This window comes from Nocardioides sp. L-11A (assembly GCA_029961745.1).
Lineage (GTDB): Bacteria > Actinomycetota > Actinomycetes > Propionibacteriales > Nocardioidaceae > Nocardioides.
The window spans coordinates 5,585,244-5,606,606 of the sequence record CP124680.1 but is presented as its reverse complement, the minus strand read 5'-3'; the positions used below and the strand labels follow the sequence as shown (position 1 = coordinate 5,606,606).

Below are 21,363 nucleotides of genomic sequence, written 5' to 3'. Positions count from 1 at the left end.
GTCGGCGGTTCTCAGACGTTCAGATGCGCCGGGTCGGCGGGTCCGGGGGCTCGCGATTCGGCCCGGTCGCCCGCGCGCTGTTAGCCTCTCCTGTCCGGTGCCACCGGCGCCGTACCGTCCGCTGGGCCGAACCAGCGGGCAAGCAAGGCCCTCCTGCCGCGGAAAGTCCGCGGCCGCCTGAGTCCAGAGGAGGTGGAGACCGCTTTGCGCAACTACGAAGTCGTGGTCATCCTCGACCCGAGCCTCGACGAGCGGACGGTCCAGCCGTCGCTCGACAAGTACCTGAACGTCGTCCGCAACGACGGCGGCACGGTCGACAACGTCGACGTGTGGGGCAAGCGTCGCCTGGCGTACGAGATCAAGAAGAACGCCGAGGGCATCTACGCGATCATCAAGCTGACCGCCGCTCCGGCGACCGTCGACGAGCTCGACCGCCAGCTGACCCTCAACGAGTCCGTCCTGCGGACGAAGGTCCTGCGACCCACCGTCTGAGGCAGCCCGGACCCCGTCCTGTGGAAGCCGACTGTTCATTGTCGGAGTCACGGGACACCATGGGGTCCGTTGCCCGGGACTGACCCGGGCGGGCCACTCGAACCCACTCACAGGAGACCACCATGGCTGGCGACACCGTCATCACCGTCATCGGAAACCTCACCGACGACCCGGAGCTGCGCTTCACCCCGTCGGGTGCGGCCGTCGCCAACTTCACGGTGGCGTCCACGCCGCGGTCCTTCGACCGCCAGACCAACGAGTGGAAGGACGGGGAGACCCTGTTCCTGCGCTGCTCGGTCTGGCGCCAGGTCGCCGAGAACGTCGCCGAGTCCCTGCAGAAGGGCATGCGGGTCGTCGTCCAGGGTCGGCTCGTGTCCCGCTCGTACGACGACCGCGAGGGCAACCGGCGCACCGTCAACGAGCTGCAGGTCGACGAGATCGGCCCGTCGCTGACGTGGGCGACCGCCAAGGTCACCCGTGCCAGCCGCTCCGGCGGTGGCGGCGGCTACGGCAACCAGGGTGGCAACCAGGGCAACCAGGGCGGCGGCAACCAGGGCGGTGGACGTCCCGCGGGTCAGGACCCGTGGGGTGCCCCCGCCGGTGGCGGCCAGCAGCAGGGTGGCGGTTCCAACTACGGGGGCGGCGCCCCGGCCAACGATCCGTGGGCCGCGCCGGGCGTCTCGTCGAGCGACGAGCCCCCGTTCTGATCAAGCATCACAACCCAACCATTCCGGCCGTCGTTGACTGACGCGGCCGGGCTCTGAGGAGGAGCACCACAATGGCGAAGGCAGTCGTCCGCAAGCCGAAGAAGAAGGTTTGCCAGTTCTGCAAGGAGAAGGCCACCGGTGTCGACTACAAGGACACCGGCCTTCTGAAGAAGTTCATCTCCGACCGCGGCAAGATCCGCGCCCGTCGGGTGACCGGCAACTGCGTCCAGCACCAGCGGGACGTCGCGATCGCGGTGAAGAACGCCCGCGAGGTCGCGCTGCTGCCCTACACCTCCAGCGGCCGCTGAGCCCCGGCTAGCAGTCAGAGAAGGAGAGCTGAACTCATGAAGATCATCCTGACCCAGGAGGTCGAGAACCTCGGCGCTGCTGGTGACGTGGTGGAGGTCAAGGACGGCTACGGCCGCAACTACCTCATTCCCCGCGGCTTCGCGATCCGGTGGACCCGGGGCGCCCAGGCGCAGGCCGACTCGATCAAGAAGGCCCGCACGGCGCGCGCCGTGCGCGACGAGGCCCACGCCGCCGAGCTGAAGGCCAAGCTCGAGGGCTCGCCGGTCGACGTCAAGGTCAAGGCCGGCCAGGGCGGCCGCCTGTTCGGTGCGGTCACCCCCGCCGACATCGCCGCCGCGCTCGGCGACGCCGCCGGCGAGGCGATCGACAAGCGGACCATCGTCCTCGGCAACCCGATCAAGTCGCTGGGCAACCACGCGGTGTCGGTCAAGCTCCACGACGACGTGTCCGCCGCGGTGGCGCTCAACGTCATCCCGGCCTGACCTGATCGACGTACGACGGCGTGGCCGGTCCCTCCGGGGCCGGCCACGCCGCTACTTTTGGTCCGACTCCTCCTTCCCCTACCCAGGAGCTTCCCCGATGCGTGTACGACGGCTCTGGCCTGCTGCCCTCCTGCTGCTGACCCCGGTCCTGGCGGCCTGCGGCGACGACGACCCGGACGCGGACGACACCCCGACCGCCGCGTCGAGCCCGACCGAGGAGACCTCGCCCACCGAGGCTCCGCCGAGCTCGCCACCCACGGCGCCGGCTCCCCCCGCCTCGACCCTGCCCGCCGCGTGCGACGTGGTGAGCGCCGACGACCTCGCCGAGGCCTACGGCATGAGCTTCGGCGCGCCCGAGGTCGGCGGTGACGACTCCAGCGAGAACGGTCTGGCCTGGACCAGCGACGACTGCTCGTTCGAGTCGGCCGGGCTGGCCGAGGTCACCGTGAAGCTGACCGGTCCCGAGGACTTCACCCAGGGCGCCTTCGGGTGCCCGCAGCCGGCCGACGACGACGGCATCGTCGAGCCGGCCGCCGACATCGCCGGCGCGACCGGCGGCTGGTGGAAGGTGAGCAACCCGCCGGAGTTCGAGGGCGAGCTGCGGGCCTGCACCGACGCGGTGCTGCTGCAGATCGACCTCGACTACGAGGACGGCGTCCAGTACGAGGGAGACCCGCTCAACCAGTCGGTCGGACTCGCCGAGCGGATCCTGACCGCGATCGCGGGCTGACCGAGCACACCGCACCGCAACGCGATCGGGCCCGGAGACCATGAGGTCTCCGGGCCCGTGTGCGGTCCCTCAGCCGCGACGCGGAGGGAGGGGGGCGCCCCGCTCGGGGCGCTCGAGGCCCAGGTGGGAGCGCAGGGTGTCACCCTCGTAGTCGTCGCGGAAGAGGCCGCGGCGACGGAGCTCCGGGACCACGCCCGCGGTGAAGTCGTCGATGCCGGCGGGCAGCGTCGGCGGCATCACCATGAAGCCGTCGGCGGCGTGGCCGTGCCACCACTCCTCGAGCGCGTCGGCGACCGTCTCCGGGGTCCCGACCACGGTCCGGTGGCCGTAGGCCGTGACGACCTTGAGGTAGAGCTCGCGCAGGGTGAGGTTCTCCCGGCGGGCCATCTCGACGATGAGCTGCTGGCGGCTCTGGTAGGAGTTGGTCTCCGGGATCACGTCCGGCAGCGGCGCGTCCAGCGGCAGCTCGGTGACGTCGAAGCCGATCAGCTGGGAGAGCCGGGCCAGCCCGATCTGCGGCAGGATCAGCTCCTGCAGCTCGTCGTACTTCCGCTGGGCCTCCTCCATCGTCCCGCCGACGATCGGGAAGACGCCGGCGATCACCCGCAGACTCTCGGGCGAGCGCCCGTAGGCGACCATCCGGCCCTTGAGGTCGCGGTAGTAGGCCTGGCCGGACTCGAGGGTGCGTTGGGCGGTGAAGGTCGTCTCGGCGAGTCGGGCGGCCAGGTCGAGCCCGGGCTCGGAGGCCCCGGCCTGGACGAGCACGGGGCGGCCCTGGGGCGAGCGCCTCACGTTGAGCGGCCCGGCGACGGTGAAGTGCTCGCCCTTGTGGTTGAGCTGGTGCATCTTCGCCGGGTCGAAGTAGCGGCCCGACTCCTTGTCGAGCACGAAGGCGTCGTCGTCCCAGCTGTCCCACAGACCGGCGGCGACCTCGAAGAACTCGGCCGCCCGGGCGTAGCGGTCGGCGTAGCGGGCGTGCTCGCTGAGGTTGAAGTTCTTGGCCTCCGCCTCGACGTAGGAGGTGACCAGGTTCCAGCCGAGCCGCCCGTTGCTGAGGTGGTCGATCGAGGCCAGCTTGCGGGCGATGTGGTACGGCTCGTTGTACGTCGTCGTCTGGGTGACCACGATGCCGATCCGCTGCGTGCTGACGGCGAGCGCGGAGGTCAGGGTGATCGGCTCGTAGCGGTACATCAGCGGGTCCAGGCTCATCAGCTCCGGCGGCGCCTCCGGGGCGCAGAGCTCATCGGCCAGGAAGACGAAGTCGAGCTTGGCGGCCTCGGCGGTCTCCGCCGCATGGCGGTAGAAGTCGAAGGTCGCGCCCGCGTTGGACACGGCGTCGGGGTGGCGCCATCCGGCGATGTGGGCGGTGGTGGGCGACAGTACGGCGCCGAGACTCATCTGTCCCGGGCGCTGCCGGCTCTGCTCCTGCATGGGCTTCTCCGATCTCAACGGCGGGCGGATCCCGCACTGACGGCGTCCTGGGGGGACGGGGTGCTGCCTCCGGTGGCAGCGATGGCGAAGAGGCGCTCGGCGACCCGGTGCAGGCCGGCGGCGTCCAGTGACGCGAAGCCGTAGACGGCGAGGGCGAACAGCGGGTGGCCGTCCGCGTCGAGGACGGGTACGGCGACGCTCGCCGGCTCGCCCTCGACGGACCCGGTCCGCAGCTCGGTGCCGGGGTCGAGGACCGTCCGCAGGTCGTCGGCCGGGCCGTCGGGCGCGCCCGGGGCCTCGGGGCGGATCGTCACCGAGTAGCCGCGTGCGCGGATGATCTCGAGGAGCCGGCGGCATTCCTCGGCCTGTGCTGGTTCGGTCAGCGGGGCCAGCCACCGCTCCACGTGCTCCTCGGACGCCCAGGCCATGATGCTGCGGCCGAAGGGCGCCACGGCCGGCACCCGCTCGCCGACCCGGGACGGGAAGTCCCAGCCGTGCGCGCGGCCGGCGCTGGCGATGAGGGAGAACTCGTCGCCGACCTGGGCGACCGCGACGCACTCGCAGTCGAGCTCGGCGGCGAGACGCTCCATCGCGGGGCGCACTCTGTTGAGGGCCTGGAGGTGCGCGCCGAGGTCGATCCGGGTGGCGACCCGGGTGCCGGCCTCGAAGCGGCCGTAGCCGCCACGGAAGAAGATCAGCGGCGTCTGCGGGCGGCCCACGTCGAGGTCGACGACCTCGCCGATGACCAGCCAGTGGTCGCCGGCGTCGACGACCTGGGCGACCCGGCAGTCGATCCACGCGACGGCGTCGGCCAGTGCGGGGGCGCCGGTGCAGGTCTCGGTCGTCCAGCCCAGGCGGGTGAAGGCGTCGGGGTCCTTCGTCATCAGCGCGTGGCAGACCTCCTCCTGGTCGGTGCCGAGGACGTTGACACAGAAGGATCCGGCAGCCTCGATGCGCGGCCAGGTCGTCGACGTCTTGCTGGGCAGGAAGGCCACGAGCGGCGGATCGAGCGAGACCGAGGTGAACGAGCCGACGACCATGCCGACGGGCTCGGCGCCGACGGTCGCGGTGATCGCGGTGATCCCGGTCGGGAACTGGCCCAGGACCCGGCGGAACCACTGCTGGTCCTCGGGGGCGGGACGGGCGCCGTGCTTCACCGACTACCTCCTATAAGAGTAACAAGTGTTTCAATCATGGTCGAGAGCCGCTCAGGCGACGGGGGACAGGCCGCCGTCCAGGTTGATCGCGGTACCGGTCAGGTAGCCGGCCCGCGGGGACAGCAGGAACGCGGCCAGGTCGGCGAAGTCCTCGGCCTTGCCGAAGCGGCCCATCGGGATCTGGGCCGCGGCAGCGAGCTCGCGCACGTGCTCGTCGTAGGTGCGTCCCGCCTCGGCGGCGGCCCGGGTCCACTGGCCGCTGTCGACGAAGCCCACCAGGATCGCGTTCGCGCGGACGCCGTCGGGAGCCAGCTCGAAGGCGAGCGACTTGGTGATCGCCAGGCCGGCTGCGCGCGACGCGGCGCTCGGCAGGGAGCGCGGGCCGGGCACGCGGGCGAAGATGCTCAGGCTGTTGACGATCGCCCCCTGGTGCTCGCGCAGCAGTGGCGCGACCAGACGGCTGAGGCGCATCGAGGCGAAGACCTTGAGGGTGAGATCGTCGAGCAACGTCTGGTCGTCGATCTCCTCGAAGGGCATCGCGGTAGCGCGACCGGCGTTGTTCATCAGCCCGTCCACGCGCCCCCACCGGGCCACGACCCGGTCGACCAGGGCGGTCAGCTCGGTGGGCTCGGTGACGTCGCAGGGGACGGCGAGGGCGTCGTCGCTCACCTCGGCGAGCGTCGCGGCGGCCTGCTCGAGCCGGGTCGCGTCCCGTCCGCACACGGCCACCCGGGCGCCCTCCGCGGCCAGACCGCGGGCCGCGGCCAGCCCGAGGCCGTCGCTGCCGCCGGTGACGATGACGACGCGGCCGTCGAGGTCGAGGTCCATGGAGTGCTCCTTCGCAGGTGCGGAGAGGGCCGCCGACCTGTGCTTGACGTCACAGCGGCGGCGTGCCAGAGTTTGTGTGTCGATTGTTACACATAACGATAGTCACGTAAACAGGGGAGGATCGGTTGATCACGATCGCGAACGTCTCGAAGGTGTTCGGGCTCGACCGCCGGGCCGCGACGCCGCTCCTGGCGGCCGCGGACCCGTCCGCGGCCGTCGGGGAGGCCGGCGGTCACCTCGCGGTGAGCGACGTCAGCCTGGAGGTGGCCCGGGGCGAGTTCTTCGTGATCGTCGGGCTCTCCGGGTCCGGCAAGTCGACCCTGCTCCGGATGGTCAACGGTCTCGTGGAGCCGACGGCCGGCACGGTGTCGGTGGACGGGCAACGGCTCGACACGCTCTCCGCCGCGGAACTGAGGACGGTCCGCAACCGGAGCATGGCGATGGTCTTCCAGCACTTCGGCCTCTTCCCGCACCGCACCGTGGCGCAGAACGTCGGCTACGGACTCCGGATCCGGCGCAAGCCGACGGCGGCCGACCGGGAGCGGGTCGACTGGGCGATCGCGCAGGTCGGCCTGACCCCGTGGCGAGACCACTACCCGCAGGAGCTCTCCGGGGGCATGAAGCAGCGGGTCGGTCTGGCCCGGGCGCTGGCCACCGACGCCGACATCCTCCTGATGGACGAGCCGTTCAGCGCCCTGGACCCGCTGATCAGGACCGAGATGCACGACCTGCTCACGACGCTGCAGCACGAGCTCGAGCGCACCATCGTGTTCGTCACCCACGACCTCAACGAGGCGATGAAGCTGGGCGACCGGATCCTGGTCATGCGCGACGGCCATGCCGTCCAGCTCGACTCCGCGGCCGCGATGATCGGCACGCCCGCCGACGGCTACGTGAGCCGGTTCCTGGCCAATGTCGACCGGTCCCGGGTGCTCACCGCCGAGATGGTGATGCGCCCGCCGCTGCTCGTCGCGCACCCCGGTGAGTCGCCCCAGGCCGTGCTCGGTCGCCTCGAGCGGCACGAGGCCAACGGCAGCTATGTCGTGGACGAGGTCACCGAGCGGATCCTCGGCGTGGTCCGCGACGGCACGCTCGCCGAGCTGGTCCGCGCCGGTACGCCGACCATCGCCTCGGCACTGGTGCAGGAGTTCGAGACCGTGGCCGGTGACCGGCCCCTCGTCGAGCTGTGCCGCCGGGTCGGGCAGTACTGCGTCCCGCTCGCCGTCACCGATCCGTCCGGGCGGCTGCGCGGTGTCGTACCCCGAGCCGCACTGCTGGCCGCGCTCGCCGACGACCATCCCGAACCCGCCCGCCCCGCGAGCCGCCCGGAGGTGGCCCATGCCTGAGATCGACCTCGGCACCCCGGCCGAGAAGGCCGTGGCCTGGATGCAGACCCATCTCGACTTCCTCTTCGCGCCGATCACCGACGTGATCACCGCACTGGCCGAGACGATGACCTCGGCACTCACCGAGACGCCGCAGGCGGTGCTCATCGGCGTCTTCGCGGCGCTCACGCTCCCGACGCGCCGGTGGGGCCTGACGGCCTACACGCTGCTGACCTTCCTGCTGATCGCCGGCATGGGCCTGTGGGTCGACACGATGCAGACGATGGCGCTCGTCCTCCTCGCGACCCTCATCGCCCTGGTCATCGGGATCCCGCTCGGCATCGCGGCGGCCTTCAGCCGGTCGGTGAGTGTCACCCTGCGGCCGGTCATGGACGTCATGCAGACGCTGCCGGTCTTCGTCTACCTGATCCCGGCCGTCTTCTTCTTCGGCATCGGGCCGGCCCCCGGGATCGTGGCCACCATCGTCTTCGCGCTCCCCCCGGCCGTCCGGCTCACCGAGCTCGGCATCCGCGGCGTCGATGCGGACACCGTGGAGGCCGCGGAGGCGATCGGTGCGAGTCCGCTGCAGGTGCTGCGCGAGGTCCAGCTCCCGCTCGCGTCGGGCTCGATCATGGCCGGCGTCAACCAGGTGATCATGCTGTCGCTCTCGATGGTCGTCGTCGCCGGGCTCGTCGGCGCCGACGGGCTCGGCACCCTCGTGGTCCGTGCCGTGTCGAGCCTCGATGTGGCCGGCGGCATCCAGAGCGGACTCGCCGTCGTCGTGCTCGCGATCTACCTCGACCGGCTCACCCAGGCCCTCAGCCATGGCCTGCGTCCCGGACGCGCGCGCCGGCGTACTCCCCGCGCGGTGCCGGCGGCCGCCGTCGCCTGACGGCCCTCGACATCCCACCCCCTCGTCCACCCACCGATCGACCCATCCACCAAGACCGACCAGGAGCTCTCATGAAGACCATCCGCTGGCGCGCCGTCGCCGCAGCGACCGCCCTGGCGAGCGTGCTCGCCACCACCGCCTGCTCGTCCGGAGACGACGAGGACGCGGCCGAGAAGATCACCATCGGCACCCTGGCCTGGGACGAGTCGCTCGCCGTGACCGCGGTCTGGGAGCGGCTGCTCGAGTCCCAGGGCTACGAGGTCGAGGTCAAGCAGCTCGACCCGGGCCCGGCGTACCAGGCGCTGGCCGCGGGGCAGATCGACGTCTTCCCCGAGCAGTGGCCCAACTACTTCCGTGAGTACATCGACAAGTACGAGAAGGACCTCACCACCCTCGGGACCTGGTACGACGGCACCGACCTGAACCTGGCCGTGCCCGAGTACGTCGAGGGCATCGACTCCATCGCGGACCTGGCCACCCGCGCGGACGACGTCAGCGGCCGGGTCATCGGCATCGAGACCGGCTCGGAGCTGATGAAGGTGCTGGAGTCGGACGTCGTCCCCGGCTACGGCCTGGACGGACTGAAGGTCGAGGCCAGCAGCACGCCCGCGATGCTGGCCTCCCTCGACGCCGCCATCGCCAAGCGCGAGCCGATCGTGGTCACCCTCTGGCGGCCGCACTGGGCGTTCGCGAAGTACCCGATCAAGGCGCTCGAGGACCCGGACGGCCTCTTCGGCGGGTCCGGCGTCATCGAGACCGTGGCGACCAAGGGCTTCGACGAGAGCCAGGCGGAGGCCGCGGCGATCCTGAGCCGGTTCGCGCTGACCAGCGACCAGCTCGGTCAGCTGGAGCTCGCCATCCAAGAGGCCGGCAAGGGCAAGGCCGACGAGGGCGCGAAGGCCTGGATGAGCGAGAACCAGGAGCTGGTGGACAGCTGGCTGGAGACGAGCGGATGAGGATCTCGGTCCTCGTCGGCAACCCGAGGCCCCGGTCGGGCACCTGGGACGCCGCTCACCGGATCGCCGCCGGCCTCGGCGGCGATCCGGTGCACGGCTGGGACCTGGCCGATCTGGGGCCGGGCCTGCTGGACCCCGCCGACGCCGCGACCCGCACGGTCGAGGAGGACGTCTGCTCGGCGGACGTCCTGGTGGTGGCCTCGCCGACCTACAAGGCGACGTTCACCGGCCTGCTCAAGCTGTTCCTGGACCGACTGCCCACGAGCACCGGGCTCGAGGGCGTGGTCGCCGTCCCGCTGATGCGGGGCGGCAGCCCGGCCCATCAGCTCGCCGGCGAGCTGCACCTCAAGCCGGTGCTCGTGGAGCTCGGCGCGACCGTGCCGGCGCCGGCGCTCTTCGTGCTGGACAAGCCGGCGCCCACGGACACCACCGAGCACGACTGGCTCGCGCGGTGGCAGGGCGTGATCGAGCGGAATGTCGGGCCGGTCGGCTGCGGCAGGCCGGTCAGCGGAAGGTGACCACGGCGTCGCCGAGGCCGTGGCTGAACGTCGCTCGGAAGGTCCCAGTGCGAGCGCGCAGCGGCCGCAGGAAGGTGCCGGTGCTGATGATCGCGCCGGCCGGCACGACCTCGCCGCGGCGGGCGAGCGCGCCGACCAGCCACTGCAGGGCGCGCAGCGGATCGCCGAGCACATGGGTGGCCGCGCCGGGGTGGACGGTGCCGTCCGGGTCGACCACCTCGACGGTGAGCGCCGCGAGATCCAGGTCGGCCGCCGGCAGCCAGCGCTCGCCGTGGGCGAGATAGCCCGCCATCGCGTTGTCGAGGATGAAGTCGCTCAGCGTCACCGCGGGCGCACCGCCGTCGGGCCACCAGCCGGGGATCCGCGACACCGGGATCTCCAGGCCCGCGGCGACCTCGATCCCCGCCTGCAGCTCGGCCCCGGTGAGCTCCGGGCCGAGCTCACGGGTGGCGCGGGCGACCAGCTCCGACTCGACCAACGGCGCGTTGGCGTGAGCCAGCGCGATCACGACCGGGTCGCCGGGCACGTGGGCGGACGTGAGCACGCCGTACGACGGCTCGGTGGTCGCGAAGCGGGCCTGGTCGGCCTCGTTGGTCATGCTGAGCTTGAAGCCGCGCGGCGTCGTCGCCCAGGTGTGTTGCACCCGGGCGACGATCTCCGCGGACAGCGCGTAGGCCGCGGGGGGAGGACGCCGGTCGCCGGTCGGGACCGGCGCGGGCGCGGCGCCCAGGGCACTTCCGCCGGGGCCGCACTGGTAGACGGTGTAGTTGTGTTCGAGGCTCGCCGCGAGGACGGCGTCGCTCTCGGCGCAGGGGTCGCCGGCGGTCATGCCGAGCCCCGCGCGTCGGCGGCGATGATGTCGTCGATGGCCTGGTTGATCTCATCGTGCCGATGGCCCCAGCACGAGTAGTGGCCGCTGTCGGGGATCATCCGGAAGGACGAGTCCGCGGCGAGCCGGGCGACCTCCCGGCCGAAGACGGGCGGGGTCTGCACGTCCTGCTCGAAGGCGATCACGTCGATGCGCGCCGCGCAGGTCGGGAGCTCGGCGGTCACGTCGTAGGCGTTGCACGCCTCCCACTGCGGGACCAGCGACTCCTCGTTGCCCTCGGTCCACTCCTCGGAGTCGAGGTACCGGTAGATGTTGGCCAGCACCGCCGGGTCGCCGAGCGCGGAGGCGGGGTAGGAGAACGCCGCGTAGTGGGTGGCTCCCATCATGCCGCTCAGCGACCGGCCGGCCCGCCGCCACTCGATCTCGGCCTTCATGAAGTCGTAGGGCCAGTCGTAGGCGCGGGCCAGGGTGCCCATCACGATGGCCGACCGAAGCAGCTCGGGTCGCCGGATCGCGAGCTTCTGGGTGATCAGTGAGCCCATCGAGAGCCCGACGCAGTAGACCGGGGGTGTGCAGACCCGCTCGATGAGCTCGGCCAGGTCGTCGGCCATGTCCTCGATGGACCACGACTCCGGCGCGTCGGCGTCCAGCGGGCGGGTGCCGCCGATGCCGCGGTTGTCGAAGGTGGTGTTGCGGAAGCGATCCGCGAACCAGGGCACCTGGTAGGGATGCCAGTCCCGGCCGCGGCTGCCGCCGCCGGACACCCAGACGATGTCGGGGCCGGAGCCGGTCTGCTCGTAGCTCATCGCGAGGCCGCGGAGGTCGATGGTGGGCATTGCGGGGGTCACCTGCTCATCTGGTCGTCGGGCTGCTGGGTGGTGCGGGACTCGAGGTCGGCGTCGGCGGCCTCGATGATGCGGCGCTCGGCCTCGAGGTCGAGGTCGCGCGTCATCAGGAGGTAGGCGAGGCCGGCGACCGCGACGCCGATGAAGGGGGCCAGGTCGTAGCCCAGCCGCTCGCCCACGGGCCCGGAGAAGTAGGGCGTGAGCATGAAGGGGTACATCGCGGCGATCGTGATCGCGTAGACGGAGTAGCCCTGCCAGTTCCACGAGCCGTAGATCCCCTTCGGGTTGAAGATCTCCGTGATCGAGTAGTGGCCGCGCCGGACGAAGAAGAAGTCGACCAGGTTGATCGCGGTCCACGGCGCCAGCAGGTAGATCAGCGCCGCGAAGTAGAAGCCGAGGAAGTCCTGGAAGTCGTTGGAGATCGCGATGGCGATGGGCAGGCAGATCGCGCCGAGGAGCACGGTCGCCTGGATCCGCAGCCGCGCGGTCGCGCGCAGGTCGACGAGTGAGGTCACGCCGCTGAGCAGGGTGAGGGCGCCGCCGTACAGGCTCATCGCGACCACGATGACGGTGCCGGAGGAGCTCACCAGGACGATCACGGTGCCGAAGCCGGAGACCATGTGGTCGGCCGCGCGGCGGAAGCTGTCGACGATGTCGGTCGAGGGGAACTGGTTGATGATCACGGCGGCGAGCGCGGACATCCAGATGGCGGAGAGCGCCATACCGAGGTAGGTGGCGAGGAAGGAGCGCAGGATGCCGCCCTCCTTGGGCAGGTAGCGCGTGTAGTCGGAGACGTACGGCGCCCAGGCGAGCGTGCCGCTGGCCATGGCGATGAACTGCGCCATGAAGGCGCCCGTCGACCAGCCGGCGCCGTCGCTCAGGGCGGCGCCGTCACCGAGTCGGCTGAGCGCGCCGACGGTGAGCACCAGGAAGGCGGCGAGCAGGAACGCCGAGGAGTAGCGCGAGGTGCGGTGGATCAGGTCGTAGCCGTAGACCGCCACGGCGATGCCGAGCAGCGTCACGAGCACCATGCCCAGCTCGGGGCTGATGTCGACGAGCGAGGTGAGGGCGGTGCCCATCAGGCTGATCGCCAGCACCGTGGTGCCGATATAGGCCAGCACCGCGATCAGGTAGATCAGCACGGCGCCCTTGTAGCCGAACTGCGGGCGGGACTGGATCATCTGCGGCAGGCCCATCTCAGGACCCTGGCTGGAGTGCAGGGCGGCGAAGATCGTGCCGAACAGGGATCCACCGACGATGGCGACGACGCTCCACAGCAGGCTCAGGCCGAGCAGCGGCCCGACGGTGCCGAGGGCCAGGACGGTGACATTGGTGGTGCACATGAACCAGACGGTGGTGCAGTGCCACGGTCGTCCGTGGCGCTCCCTGGCGGGGATGTAGTCGATGGAGCGCTGTTCGATGGGGGAGCGCGCAGGCGTGCTGTCGGTGGTGGCCATCTGTCGTCCTCGAGTCTGCGAATTTGTCTAACACCTGTCACGAAAACTAGGTCGGCTGATTCGCGGGTGTCAAGGGTCGACGTTTGCCGTACGGTAAAGTTCGGTCATGATTTGTGGATCAACTGTTCCAGAAATCTGCACCGCCGTTCTGACGGTGGCCGGTCGTCCAGCGGATCCGGCCCGAGGCGGTGACGGGGTTGTAACGTAACGGCCGGGCCACCGCGGCCCCCACGCGAGCGGAGGAGCTTCATGGGACGCCCACCCGACCCCACGCGGCGGGAGGAGGTGCTCGCCCGCGCGGTCGCCTATCTCGCCGAGCACGGGTTGTCCAACCTCTCGCTCCGCAAGCTCGCCGCGGCCATGGGCACCAGCACCAACACGATCTCCTACCAGTTCGGCTCGAAGGAGGAACTGGTGGAGGCGGCGCTGGGCCGGGCGCGCGCGACCACGCTGGAGGTGCTCCAGCGGATCCGGACCAGCGAGCCGAAGCCCACGCTGAGCCAGAGCATCGAACGGCTCTGGGACTGGTGGATGGAGGACCGCAGGAACCTGGTCTCCACGCGACTCAGCATGGAGGCGATGCTGGCCTCGGACCGCGAGTACCCGCAGGAGCGACGGCCCGAGCTGCTGACCTTCTGGATCGAGTACTTCGCCGACTGGGTGCAGGGCGAGCTCGGCTGCTCCCGCGATCACGCCGTGGCGCACTCCACGCTGCTGATGGCACTGCTGAGCGGTCTGGTGGTCGACCTGCAGAGCACCGGTCAGACCGCCCGGATCAAGGCGTCGCTCGACCTCTACCTGGCGGCCTGGGCGCGGGCCTGATTCTCGCGAGGCCGGCCCCGGGCCGCCTCACAGGTTGATCATGTGGCCCTCGAGGCCGTGGAACGCCTCCTGCAGCGCCTCGCCCAGCGTCGGGTGGACGTGGACGTTGCGGGCCAGCTCGAAGGAGCCCAGATCCCACCGTTGCGCGAGGGTGAGCTCGGGCAGCAGCTCGGACGCGTCCGGGCCGACCAGGTGGCCGCCGAGCAGCAGCCCGTCGGCGTCCGCGATCAGCTTGACGAAGCCGGTCGGGTCACCGAGGCCGTGGGCCTTGCCGTTGGCGGAGAACGGGAACTTCGCGACCTTCACCTCGCCGTGCTCGGCGCGCGCCTGCTCCTCGGTGAGGCCGAAGCTGGCCACCTGCGGCTGACAGAAGACGGCGCGGGGCATCATCCGGTAGTCGCCGAGCTCCATCGTCACGGCGCCGGCGATGGTCTCGGCCGCGACGACGCCCATCGCCTCGGCGACGTGGGCCAGCTGCAGGCGCATCGTCACGTCCCCGATGGCGTGGATGTGCGACTGACTGGTCCGCATCCGGTCATCGATGGTGATGGCGCCGCGGTCGTCGACGTCCACGCCGGCGGCGGTCAGGCCGAGGTCGGAGCTGTTCGGGCGGAAGCCGGTCGCGACGAGGACGAGGTCGACGGTGCGCTCGGTACGACCCTCCGCGTTCTCCAGGGCCACGGTGACCTCGTCCCCGTGGTCGGTCGCCGCGGCCACGCGGGCGGAGGTGAGGATCTCCACGCCGAGCTTGCGATAGGCCCGCAGCATCTCCTTCGAGACATCGGCGTCCTCGGCCGGCAGCGGCCGGTCGGCGTACTCGACGATGGTGACGTCGACGCCGTAGCCCGCGAGGACGTAGCCGAGCTCCATGCCGATCGCGCCCGCGCCGACGACGGCGATGGTGCGGGGCAGGCGGGGCTCGAGGAGCAGGTGCTCGTAGGTGACGACATTCGCGGAGAGCTCGATGCCCGGAGGTACGGCGGGGCGCGCTCCCGTCGCGATGACGGCGTGGCCGAAGGAGATCGGCACGGTGCCGTCGGCGGTGGCGACCTCGAGCTCGTGGGGGCCGGTGAACGTCGCACGACCGCCGACCTCGGTGATGCCGTTCTTGCGCATCAGGAAGTGCACGCCCTTGGCGCGGCCCTCGGCGACGTCGCGGCTGCGGCGGTGGGCGACGTCGTAGTCGAAGGTGGCCTCGCCGCCGATCCCGAAGGTCGCGGCGTGGTGGCGGAAGGTGTGGGCCAGCTCGGCGTTGCGCAGCAGGGCCTTGGAGGGGATGCAGCCGACGTTGAGACACACGCCGCCCCAGTACTTCTCCTCGATCACGGCGACGGACCTGCCGAGCTGGGCGGCGCGGATCGCGGCGACGTAGCCACCGGGACCGGCGCCGATGACGACGACGTCGAAGGTCCGGGCCGTCATCACAGCACCGCCAGTCCGGGCTCGGCCAGGAGGGCGGCCGTGTCGGCGAGCACCTGGGAGCCCTCCGCGCCGTCGAGGACGCGGTGGTCGAAGGACAGGGCGAGCTGGAGGATCGAGCGGGGCTCGATCCGCTCCCCTGATCCGTCGTCGACGACCCAGGGCTGCCGGCGGATCGCGCCGACGGCCAGGATCGTGGTCTCGCCCGGGTTGAGGATGGGGGTGCCGGTGTCGACGCCGAACACCCCGACGTTGGTGATCGTGGTGTTCCCTCCGGTCATCGCCTCCGGCGGCGTCTTGCCTGCCCGCGCGGTGGCGGCGAGGTCGTTGATCGACGTGGCCAGCTCGAGCAGGCCGAGCCGGTGGGCGCCCGGGATGTTCGGCACCATCAGGCCGCGCGGGGTGGCGGCGGCGACGCCGAGGTTGATGCCATCGGGGACGACGATCTCCTGGGCCTGCTCGTCCCAGCGGGCGCAGGACGTCGGCACCGCCGCCAGCGCGCGGAGGTAGGCCCGCGCCACGAAGGCGAGCGGGGTCAGCTTCACGTCGCGGAACTCGCGGCGGCGCTGGATGCTCTCGCGCAGCTCGAGTGTCCTGGTCACGTCGAGGGTGACGAACTCGGTGACGTGGGGTGCGGTGAACGCGGAGGCCACCATCGCGGCGGCGGTGTGCTTGCGCACGCCCTTGATGGGGATGCGGGTCTCCCTGGCGGACGCGGCGGTCCGGGCGTCGCCTCCTGCGGATGCCGGGTCCGGGTGGGCCGTGGGCTGCTGCGCGGCGGCCATGACGTCCGCCCGGACGATGGTGCCGTCCGGGCCGGTGGGTACGACGGTGGCGAGGTCGACGTCGAGGACCTTCGCGAGCTTGCGGACCGGTGGCTTGGCCCGGGGCCGCTCCCGCGCGGGGACGGCGGCGGCGGGCATGGGCGCGGTGGGGGCGGTCGGGGCTGCGGCGGGCGTGCCGCGGCGGCGCCGGCCGGCGCCCGGCTCCCGGGCGCCGTAGCCCACGAGGAGGCGCGGCTCCTCCTCGGTGGGCGGCGCGACCGCGGGGGCGGGCTCGGCAGCCGACGCGGCGCCCTCGGCGCGGATCGCGATGATGGGTGCGCCCACCGGCACCGTCTCCCCGACGGCCGCCATCAGCTCGACCACCTCCCCGGCGTACGGCGAGGGGAGCTCGACGACCGACTTGGCGGTCTCGATGTCGACGATGACCTGGTTGACGGTGACGGTGTCGCCGACGGCCACGTGCCAGACGACGATGTCGGCCTCGGTCAGGCCCTCGCCGACGTCGGGCAGCAGGAAGGTCCGCAGGTCGGCGGCGGTGGGGGTGGTGGTCACGGGGGCTCCTGGGAAGGACGGCCGGCGGGACGCCGGTCAGTACGTGAAGCTGCGGTCGCAGGCGTCGAGGATCCGGTCGAGGTTGGGCAGCCAGTCCTCCTCCAGCCGGCTCGCCGGGTAGGGCGTGTCGTAGCCGGTGACCCGCAGGATCGGCGCCTCGAGCTCGTAGAACGCCTGGGCCTGCACCCGGGTGGCGAGCTCGCCGCCGATGCCGCCGCTCTGGGAGGCCTCGTGGGCGATGACCAGCCGGCCGGTCCGGCGTACCGACTCCACGACGGTGGCGTCGTCGAGGGGCGAGAGGGAGCGGAGGTCGATGACCTCGACGTCGCGGCCCTCCTCGGCCAGCGTCGCGGCGGCCTTGAGCGCGATCGGCACCAGGGCGCCGTAGGTCACCAGGGTCAGCTCCGTTCCGGGGCGCACGACCCGGGCCCGTTCCAGGTCGACGGCCGGGGCGGACCGGTCGAGCTCGGCCTTGGACCAGTACGAGCGCTTCGGCTCCAGGAAGACGACCGGGTCGTCGGACCGGATCGCCTGCCCGAGCAGGTCGTAGGCGTCCTGCGAGGTCGACGGGCACAGCACCCGCAGGCCCGGGGTGTGGGCGAAGTACGCCTCGGGCGACTCGCTGTGGTGCTCGATGGCGCCGATGCCGCCGCCGACGGGGATCCGGATGACGACCGGCAGCGAGATCCGTCCCTCGGAGCGGTGCCGGTACTTGGCCAGCTGGGTGATGATCTGGTTCATGGCGGGGAAGACGAAGCCGTCGAACTGGATCTCGCACACCGGGCGGTAGCCCGCCATCGCCAGCCCGATCGCGCTGCCGACGATGCCGGCCTCGCCGAGAGGCGAGGTGACGACCCGGTCCTCGCCGAAGTCCTTGAGCAGGCCGTCGGTGATCCGGAACACGCCGCCGAGGGCGCCGATGTCCTCGCCGATCAGCAGCACCTTCTCGTCGGCCTCCATCGCGTCGCGCAGGCCGGCGTTGAGCGCGTGCGCCATCGCGGTGCTCATGCGGACACCTCCTCGGCGGCCAGGAAGGCCAGATGCTCGTCCCGCTGCCGGGCGAGGTCGGGGGGCAGGGTGCTCAGGGTGTGCAGGAAGGGGTCGCTCGGCGCGGGCACCGGCAGCGCCCGGCAGCCGGTCCGCAGCCGCTCGGCGAGCCGCTCCTCCTCGGCGGCGAGGTCGGCGAGGAAGGCATCGTCCATCGGGTACGCCGCGCCGGGGCCGCTGAGCAGCACGTGGAGTCGCTCGAGGGGGTCGCGCGCGGCCCAGGCGTCGTTCTCGGCGGCGCTGCGGTAGCGCAGGTCGTCGTCCGAGGTCGTGTGCGGGTTGCTGCGGTAGGTGACCGCCTCGATCAGGGTGGGGCCGTTGCCGGCGCGTGCCTGGGCCAGCGCCTCGTGGGTGGCGGCGTGGCAGGCGACGACGTCGTTGCCGTCGACCCGCACGCCGGGGAAGCCGAAGCCGCGGGCCCGCTCGGCGGCCGGCACCCGGCTCTGGACGGAGAACGGCGCCGAGATCGCCCACTGGTTGTTCTGGCAGAAGAAGACCACGGGCAGGTTCTGGGCCGCGGCCCAGACGAAGGCCTCGTTGGTCTCGCCCTCGCTGAGGGCGCCGTCGCCGAGGAAGACCAGGACGGCGCGGTCGCGCTCCGGGTCGCCGGTGGCGACGTCGCCGTCGCGGACGATCCCCATCGCGTACCCGACGGCGTGCAGGGTCTGGGCGCCGATGACCAGCGTGTAGAGGTTGAAGTTGCGCTCGCGCGGGTCCCAGCCGCCCATCGTCGTACCGCGGAACAGGCCGAGCAGCTGGACCGGGTCGACGCCGAAGCACCAGGCCACCGCGTGCTCGCGGTAGGTCGGGAAGACGACGTCACGGGGCCGCAGGGCGGAGCCGGCACCGACCTGGGCGCCCTCCTGGCCGCGCATCGACGGCCAGAGACCGAGCTCGCCCTGGCGCTGCAGCGCGATCGCCTCGGTGTCGATGCGGCGGGCCAGCACCATGTCGCGGTAGGCGGCGCGCAGGTCCAGGGCATCCGCGCCGCCGGGCACCCGCTCGCTGGCGCGCAGGACGCCGCTGCTGCTGAGGACCGACCACGGCTGGTCGGTGGCGTGCTCGTCCGTCACGGTGCCTCCTTGGTTCGTCCGGCGACGGAAGCCTGCTCGCTCGACCGACGGGGGCGCAATCATCACGCGCGGGACTTGCTCGTTCCGCTGGAAATCGCGATATTTGGAGGGTCCAGCACCCTTCGAACATGCGTGACACGCATGTTCGCATCGCGCCGAGAGGACCCACGATGGACGAGATCGACCGGCAGATCCTGGACCTGCTCCGTCACAACGCCCGGCTCCCGGTGAGCGAGATCGCGCGCCGGGTCGGCCTCTCCGCGGCGCCGGTGGCGCGCCGGATCGAGCGGCTGGAGGCCTCCGGCGTGATCCTGGGCTATGTCGCGGTCGTCGACTACGGCGAGGCCGGCGACCTGGACGCCTTCACCGAGGTGACGCTGACCAGCGGCACGGACACCCAGGAGTTCGACGAGATCGCGCGCCAGGTCCCCGAGGTCCAGGAGTACTACACGATCGCGGGCGACCCGGACGGCATGGTCCGATTCCGGGTGCGCAATGTCGACCATCTCCAGCAGGTGGTCAACGCGATCCGGCGGACCGGGATCGTCGCGGCGACGAAGACCCTGATCGTGATGAAGGCCTGGGACCGGTCCCGGATCACCGACGGCAGCGGTCCGGCTGGCTAGGACGACGCGTCGTTCGCGGGCTCGGCCGGATCCGGCGCGCCGGCCCAGGCGCGGCCGGCGACCACGAAGCAGAGGATCACGAGGGCGAGCTGGACGGCCTGCGCGGCCACCTCGCCGGCCGGGCCGACGCCGGTCCAGTCGGCGCCGAAGGCCAGCGGCGGCGCGGCCAGCACGAACAGCAGCGTCAGCGCGGCCATGCCGAACACGCTCGCGGCGCCGGTGCTGCGCGCCCGCAGTGCGGCCTGGCTGAGCTGGTGGCACAGCAGCGCGAAGAAGCCGAACCGGGGGACGTCGGCCGCCCAGCCCAGCGACGGCTCGGTGTCGACCCAGCGGGCCACGGCCGGCACGACCAGCGCGACCGAGATGACCAGGGCGAGCCCGCCGAGGAACCGCAGGGTGGGCAGCCGCCGGGGGTCGAGCACGGCGTTCAGCCCGTGCAGGCCGATCAGGACGAGCAGCCAGCCGAAGGGGTCGGGCAGCGGGTCGAAGGTGCCGGGCTCCGCTTCGGCCGGTCCGAGCGCGAGCAGGACCAGGCCCAGCCCGACCGCCTGGAGCGGCTTCACGCGCCGGCCACCAGCCAGGCGTCCCCGCGCGCCCGGCGCAGCAGGGTGACCAGCCGGCCGCCCATGAAGACCGCGGAGAAGACGACCCACAGCCAGGGCAGTCCGGCGCCCAGCCCACTCGTCAGCAGCACGACCGGAGCGTAGCCCGCCAGCACGATCACGCCCGCCCAGGCCAGGTAGCGGCCGTCGCCGGCACCGATGAGGACACCGTCGAGGACGAACACGACGCCCGCGACCGGCTGGGCGAGCGCCGCGACCAGCAGGACCGGGACGAGGGCGTCCCGGACGCCCTCGTCGGGCGTGAACAGTGCGCCGAGCCACGGGCTCGCCGCCGCCAGCAGCAGCCCGGTCGCGATGCCGCTGACCACGCCCCAGCCGACCATCCGCCGGGTGACCTCGCGGGTCCCGGCGACGTCGCCCGCCCCCAGGTAGCGGCCGGTGATCGCCTGCGCGGCGATGGCGATCGCGTCCAGCACGAAGGCGAGGAACCCCCACAGGGTCATCGCCAGCTGGTGGGTGGCGACCGGGACCGCGGTGCTGTCGAGATCCGGGTCGGCGGTCGCGGTGAGGACGACGGCGTACGTCGTGACGAGCAGGGAGGCCCGCAGGGTCAGGGTCCGCACCAGGAGGGGGACGCCGGCCCGGGCCGCGGCGCGCACGCCGGGCAGGTGGGGGCGCAGGGTGGCGCCCTCCCGGCGGGCCGCCCGCACGACGGTGACGACGAGGGCGAGGGCCATCGCGGTCTGGGCGAGCACCGAGCCGAGCGCGGACCCGGCGATCCCGAGCCCGGGCACCGGCCCGGCGCCGTACACGAGGACGACGTTGAGGACGAGGTTGGCGACATTGCCCGCCACGGCGACCACGAGCGGGGTGCGGGTGTCCTGCAGGCCGCGCAGCACGCCGGTGCCGGCGAGGATGAGCAGGAGCGGGACCAGGCCGAGCGCGGCGACGCGGAGGTACGTCGTGGCCGGCTCGACCACGTCGGGGGAGGCCCCGAACACGGCGACGAGCGGGTCGGCGGCGAGCGCGGTGAGCAGGGTGGCGGGAACGCCGATCAGCAGGGCCAGCCACAGTCCGTCGAGGCCCTGGGCGAGGGCGGCGTCACGATGGCCGGCGCCGATCTGGCGGGCGACGCCCGCGGTGGTGCCGTAGGCCAGGAAGATGCACAGGCCGACGACCGTCGTCACGACCGTCCCGGCGATGCCGAGTCCGGCCAGCTCCGGGGTGCCGAGGTGGCCGACGACGACCGCGTCACCGAGCAGGAAGAGGGGCTCGGCGACCAGGGCCAGGAAGGCCGGGAACGCGAGCCGGGCGATCTCGCGGTCGAGCGCCCGCGCCGCGCTCACCACGGTCGCTCCCACGTCGGTGGATAAGTGGGGTCCCCCTGTGGAAATGAGGGCCGTCCGTGTGGTACCGGGGTGGCCGCCGGGGGAGACGCCGTCCGACCGCCCGATGGCCGGAAGGTGAACAGGATCACATCGCCGATTTTTGCCATCCACAGGCGTGGATCGACGTTTG

At 71.9% G+C, this 21,363-nt stretch carries 23 protein-coding genes; 11 read left to right on the top strand and 12 right to left on the bottom strand.

The window, feature by feature from the left end; all coding sequences use genetic code 11:
• Positions 1-204: 204 nt before the first annotated feature.
• The 5 genes from rpsF to QJ852_26885 all read left to right on the top strand — a co-directional run bounded on the left by rpsF (position 205) and on the right by QJ852_26885 (position 2,720).
• Positions 205-492, top strand: coding sequence for a 30S ribosomal protein S6 (gene rpsF / locus QJ852_26905; GenBank protein ID WGX96764.1), 288 nt, complete (start codon positions 205-207; stop codon positions 490-492).
• Between the two features lie 122 nt (positions 493-614).
• Positions 615-1,199 (top strand): single-stranded DNA-binding protein, encoded by a 585-nt coding sequence (locus tag QJ852_26900; protein ID WGX96763.1) that lies wholly within the window; start codon positions 615-617, stop codon positions 1,197-1,199.
• A 71-nt stretch (positions 1,200-1,270) separates the two neighbouring features.
• Complete coding sequence (gene rpsR, locus QJ852_26895; GenBank protein WGX96762.1) at positions 1,271-1,507, top strand: 30S ribosomal protein S18; 237 nt, start codon at positions 1,271-1,273, stop codon at positions 1,505-1,507.
• 36 nt (positions 1,508-1,543) lie between these two features.
• A complete protein-coding gene (rplI, locus tag QJ852_26890) occupies positions 1,544-1,990 on the top strand; it encodes a 50S ribosomal protein L9 (GenBank protein WGX96761.1) in 447 nt (148 codons plus the stop codon).
• Between the two features lie 97 nt (positions 1,991-2,087).
• Entirely contained in the window at positions 2,088-2,720 is a 633-nt protein-coding gene (locus QJ852_26885) for a hypothetical protein (protein ID WGX96760.1), read from the top strand.
• A gap of 69 nt (positions 2,721-2,789) precedes the next feature.
• On the opposite strand, the gene QJ852_26880 is transcribed toward QJ852_26885, so the two are convergent.
• The 3 genes from QJ852_26880 to QJ852_26870 are packed head-to-tail and all read right to left on the bottom strand — an operon-like array spanning position 2,790 to position 6,136.
• Complete coding sequence (locus QJ852_26880; GenBank protein WGX96759.1) at positions 2,790-4,151, bottom strand: LLM class flavin-dependent oxidoreductase; 1,362 nt, start codon at positions 4,149-4,151, stop codon at positions 2,790-2,792.
• 14 nt (positions 4,152-4,165) lie between these two features.
• Positions 4,166-5,308 carry a flavin reductase gene (locus tag QJ852_26875; GenBank protein ID WGX96758.1) on the bottom strand — a complete coding sequence of 381 codons (1,143 nt, stop codon included), beginning with the start codon at positions 5,306-5,308 and terminating at the stop codon, positions 4,166-4,168.
• A gap of 51 nt (positions 5,309-5,359) precedes the next feature.
• Complete coding sequence (locus QJ852_26870) at positions 5,360-6,136, bottom strand: SDR family oxidoreductase (protein ID WGX96757.1); 777 nt, start codon at positions 6,134-6,136, stop codon at positions 5,360-5,362.
• A 125-nt stretch (positions 6,137-6,261) separates the two neighbouring features.
• Here QJ852_26870 and QJ852_26865 point away from each other — a divergent pair, with 125 nt between their 5' ends.
• The 4 genes from QJ852_26865 to QJ852_26850 all read left to right on the top strand — a co-directional run bounded on the left by QJ852_26865 (position 6,262) and on the right by QJ852_26850 (position 9,827).
• Positions 6,262-7,482: a betaine/proline/choline family ABC transporter ATP-binding protein gene (locus QJ852_26865; protein WGX96756.1), complete on the top strand. Its 1,221-nt coding sequence runs from the start codon at positions 6,262-6,264 to the stop codon at positions 7,480-7,482.
• Positions 7,475-8,353, top strand: coding sequence for an ABC transporter permease subunit (locus tag QJ852_26860; GenBank protein ID WGX96755.1), 879 nt, complete (start codon positions 7,475-7,477; stop codon positions 8,351-8,353). The genes QJ852_26865 and QJ852_26860 overlap by 8 nt, the downstream gene beginning before the upstream one ends.
• Positions 8,354-8,424: 71 nt before the next feature.
• Positions 8,425-9,309: a glycine betaine ABC transporter substrate-binding protein gene (locus tag QJ852_26855; GenBank protein WGX96754.1), complete on the top strand. Its 885-nt coding sequence runs from the start codon at positions 8,425-8,427 to the stop codon at positions 9,307-9,309.
• Positions 9,306-9,827: an NAD(P)H-dependent oxidoreductase gene (locus QJ852_26850; protein ID WGX96753.1), complete on the top strand. Its 522-nt coding sequence runs from the start codon at positions 9,306-9,308 to the stop codon at positions 9,825-9,827. Before QJ852_26855 ends, QJ852_26850 begins: the two co-directional genes overlap by 4 nt.
• Here QJ852_26850 and QJ852_26845 read toward each other — a convergent pair.
• From QJ852_26845 to QJ852_26835, 3 genes are read right to left on the bottom strand one after another with little or no spacing between them, the layout of a single operon-like run.
• Entirely contained in the window at positions 9,814-10,656 is an 843-nt protein-coding gene (locus QJ852_26845; protein WGX96752.1) for a hypothetical protein, read from the bottom strand. The genes QJ852_26850 and QJ852_26845 overlap by 14 nt on opposite strands.
• On the bottom strand, positions 10,653-11,492 hold the full coding sequence (locus QJ852_26840; protein WGX96751.1) for an alpha/beta hydrolase: 840 nt from the start codon (positions 11,490-11,492) through the stop codon (positions 10,653-10,655). Before QJ852_26840 ends, QJ852_26845 begins: the two co-directional genes overlap by 4 nt.
• Positions 11,493-11,500: 8 nt before the next feature.
• Positions 11,501-12,958 carry a cytosine permease gene (locus QJ852_26835; GenBank protein WGX96750.1) on the bottom strand — a complete coding sequence of 486 codons (1,458 nt, stop codon included), beginning with the start codon at positions 12,956-12,958 and terminating at the stop codon, positions 11,501-11,503.
• A gap of 249 nt (positions 12,959-13,207) precedes the next feature.
• Between QJ852_26835 and QJ852_26830 the strand changes: the two genes are divergently transcribed.
• The gene (locus tag QJ852_26830; protein WGX96749.1) at positions 13,208-13,780 is read left to right on the top strand and encodes a TetR/AcrR family transcriptional regulator; all 573 of its coding nucleotides are present in this window, start codon (positions 13,208-13,210) and stop codon (positions 13,778-13,780) included.
• 27 nt (positions 13,781-13,807) lie between these two features.
• Here the strand turns inward: QJ852_26830 and lpdA are convergent, their stop codons facing one another.
• The 4 genes from lpdA to QJ852_26810 are packed head-to-tail and all read right to left on the bottom strand — an operon-like array spanning position 13,808 to position 18,656.
• Positions 13,808-15,202 (bottom strand): dihydrolipoyl dehydrogenase, encoded by a 1,395-nt coding sequence (gene lpdA, locus QJ852_26825; GenBank protein WGX96748.1) that lies wholly within the window; start codon positions 15,200-15,202, stop codon positions 13,808-13,810.
• Positions 15,202-16,536: a dihydrolipoamide acetyltransferase family protein gene (locus QJ852_26820; protein WGX96747.1), complete on the bottom strand. Its 1,335-nt coding sequence runs from the start codon at positions 16,534-16,536 to the stop codon at positions 15,202-15,204. The genes lpdA and QJ852_26820 overlap by 1 nt, the downstream gene beginning before the upstream one ends.
• A 36-nt stretch (positions 16,537-16,572) precedes the next feature.
• Positions 16,573-17,544 carry an alpha-ketoacid dehydrogenase subunit beta gene (locus tag QJ852_26815; protein WGX96746.1) on the bottom strand — a complete coding sequence of 324 codons (972 nt, stop codon included), beginning with the start codon at positions 17,542-17,544 and terminating at the stop codon, positions 16,573-16,575.
• Positions 17,541-18,656, bottom strand: coding sequence for a thiamine pyrophosphate-dependent enzyme (locus QJ852_26810; GenBank protein WGX96745.1), 1,116 nt, complete (start codon positions 18,654-18,656; stop codon positions 17,541-17,543). Before QJ852_26810 ends, QJ852_26815 begins: the two co-directional genes overlap by 4 nt.
• Before the next feature lie 170 nt (positions 18,657-18,826).
• Between QJ852_26810 and QJ852_26805 the strand changes: the two genes are divergently transcribed.
• The gene (locus QJ852_26805) at positions 18,827-19,282 is read left to right on the top strand and encodes an Lrp/AsnC family transcriptional regulator (GenBank protein ID WGX96744.1); all 456 of its coding nucleotides are present in this window, start codon (positions 18,827-18,829) and stop codon (positions 19,280-19,282) included.
• On the opposite strand, the gene QJ852_26800 is transcribed toward QJ852_26805, so the two are convergent.
• Together QJ852_26800 and QJ852_26795 are read right to left on the bottom strand one after the other, a co-directional pair.
• A complete protein-coding gene (locus tag QJ852_26800; protein WGX96743.1) occupies positions 19,279-19,845 on the bottom strand; it encodes a hypothetical protein in 567 nt (188 codons plus the stop codon). The genes QJ852_26805 and QJ852_26800 overlap by 4 nt on opposite strands.
• The gene (locus tag QJ852_26795; protein ID WGX96742.1) at positions 19,842-21,194 is read right to left on the bottom strand and encodes an MATE family efflux transporter; all 1,353 of its coding nucleotides are present in this window, start codon (positions 21,192-21,194) and stop codon (positions 19,842-19,844) included. Before QJ852_26795 ends, QJ852_26800 begins: the two co-directional genes overlap by 4 nt.
• Positions 21,195-21,363: the final 169 nt, after the last annotated feature.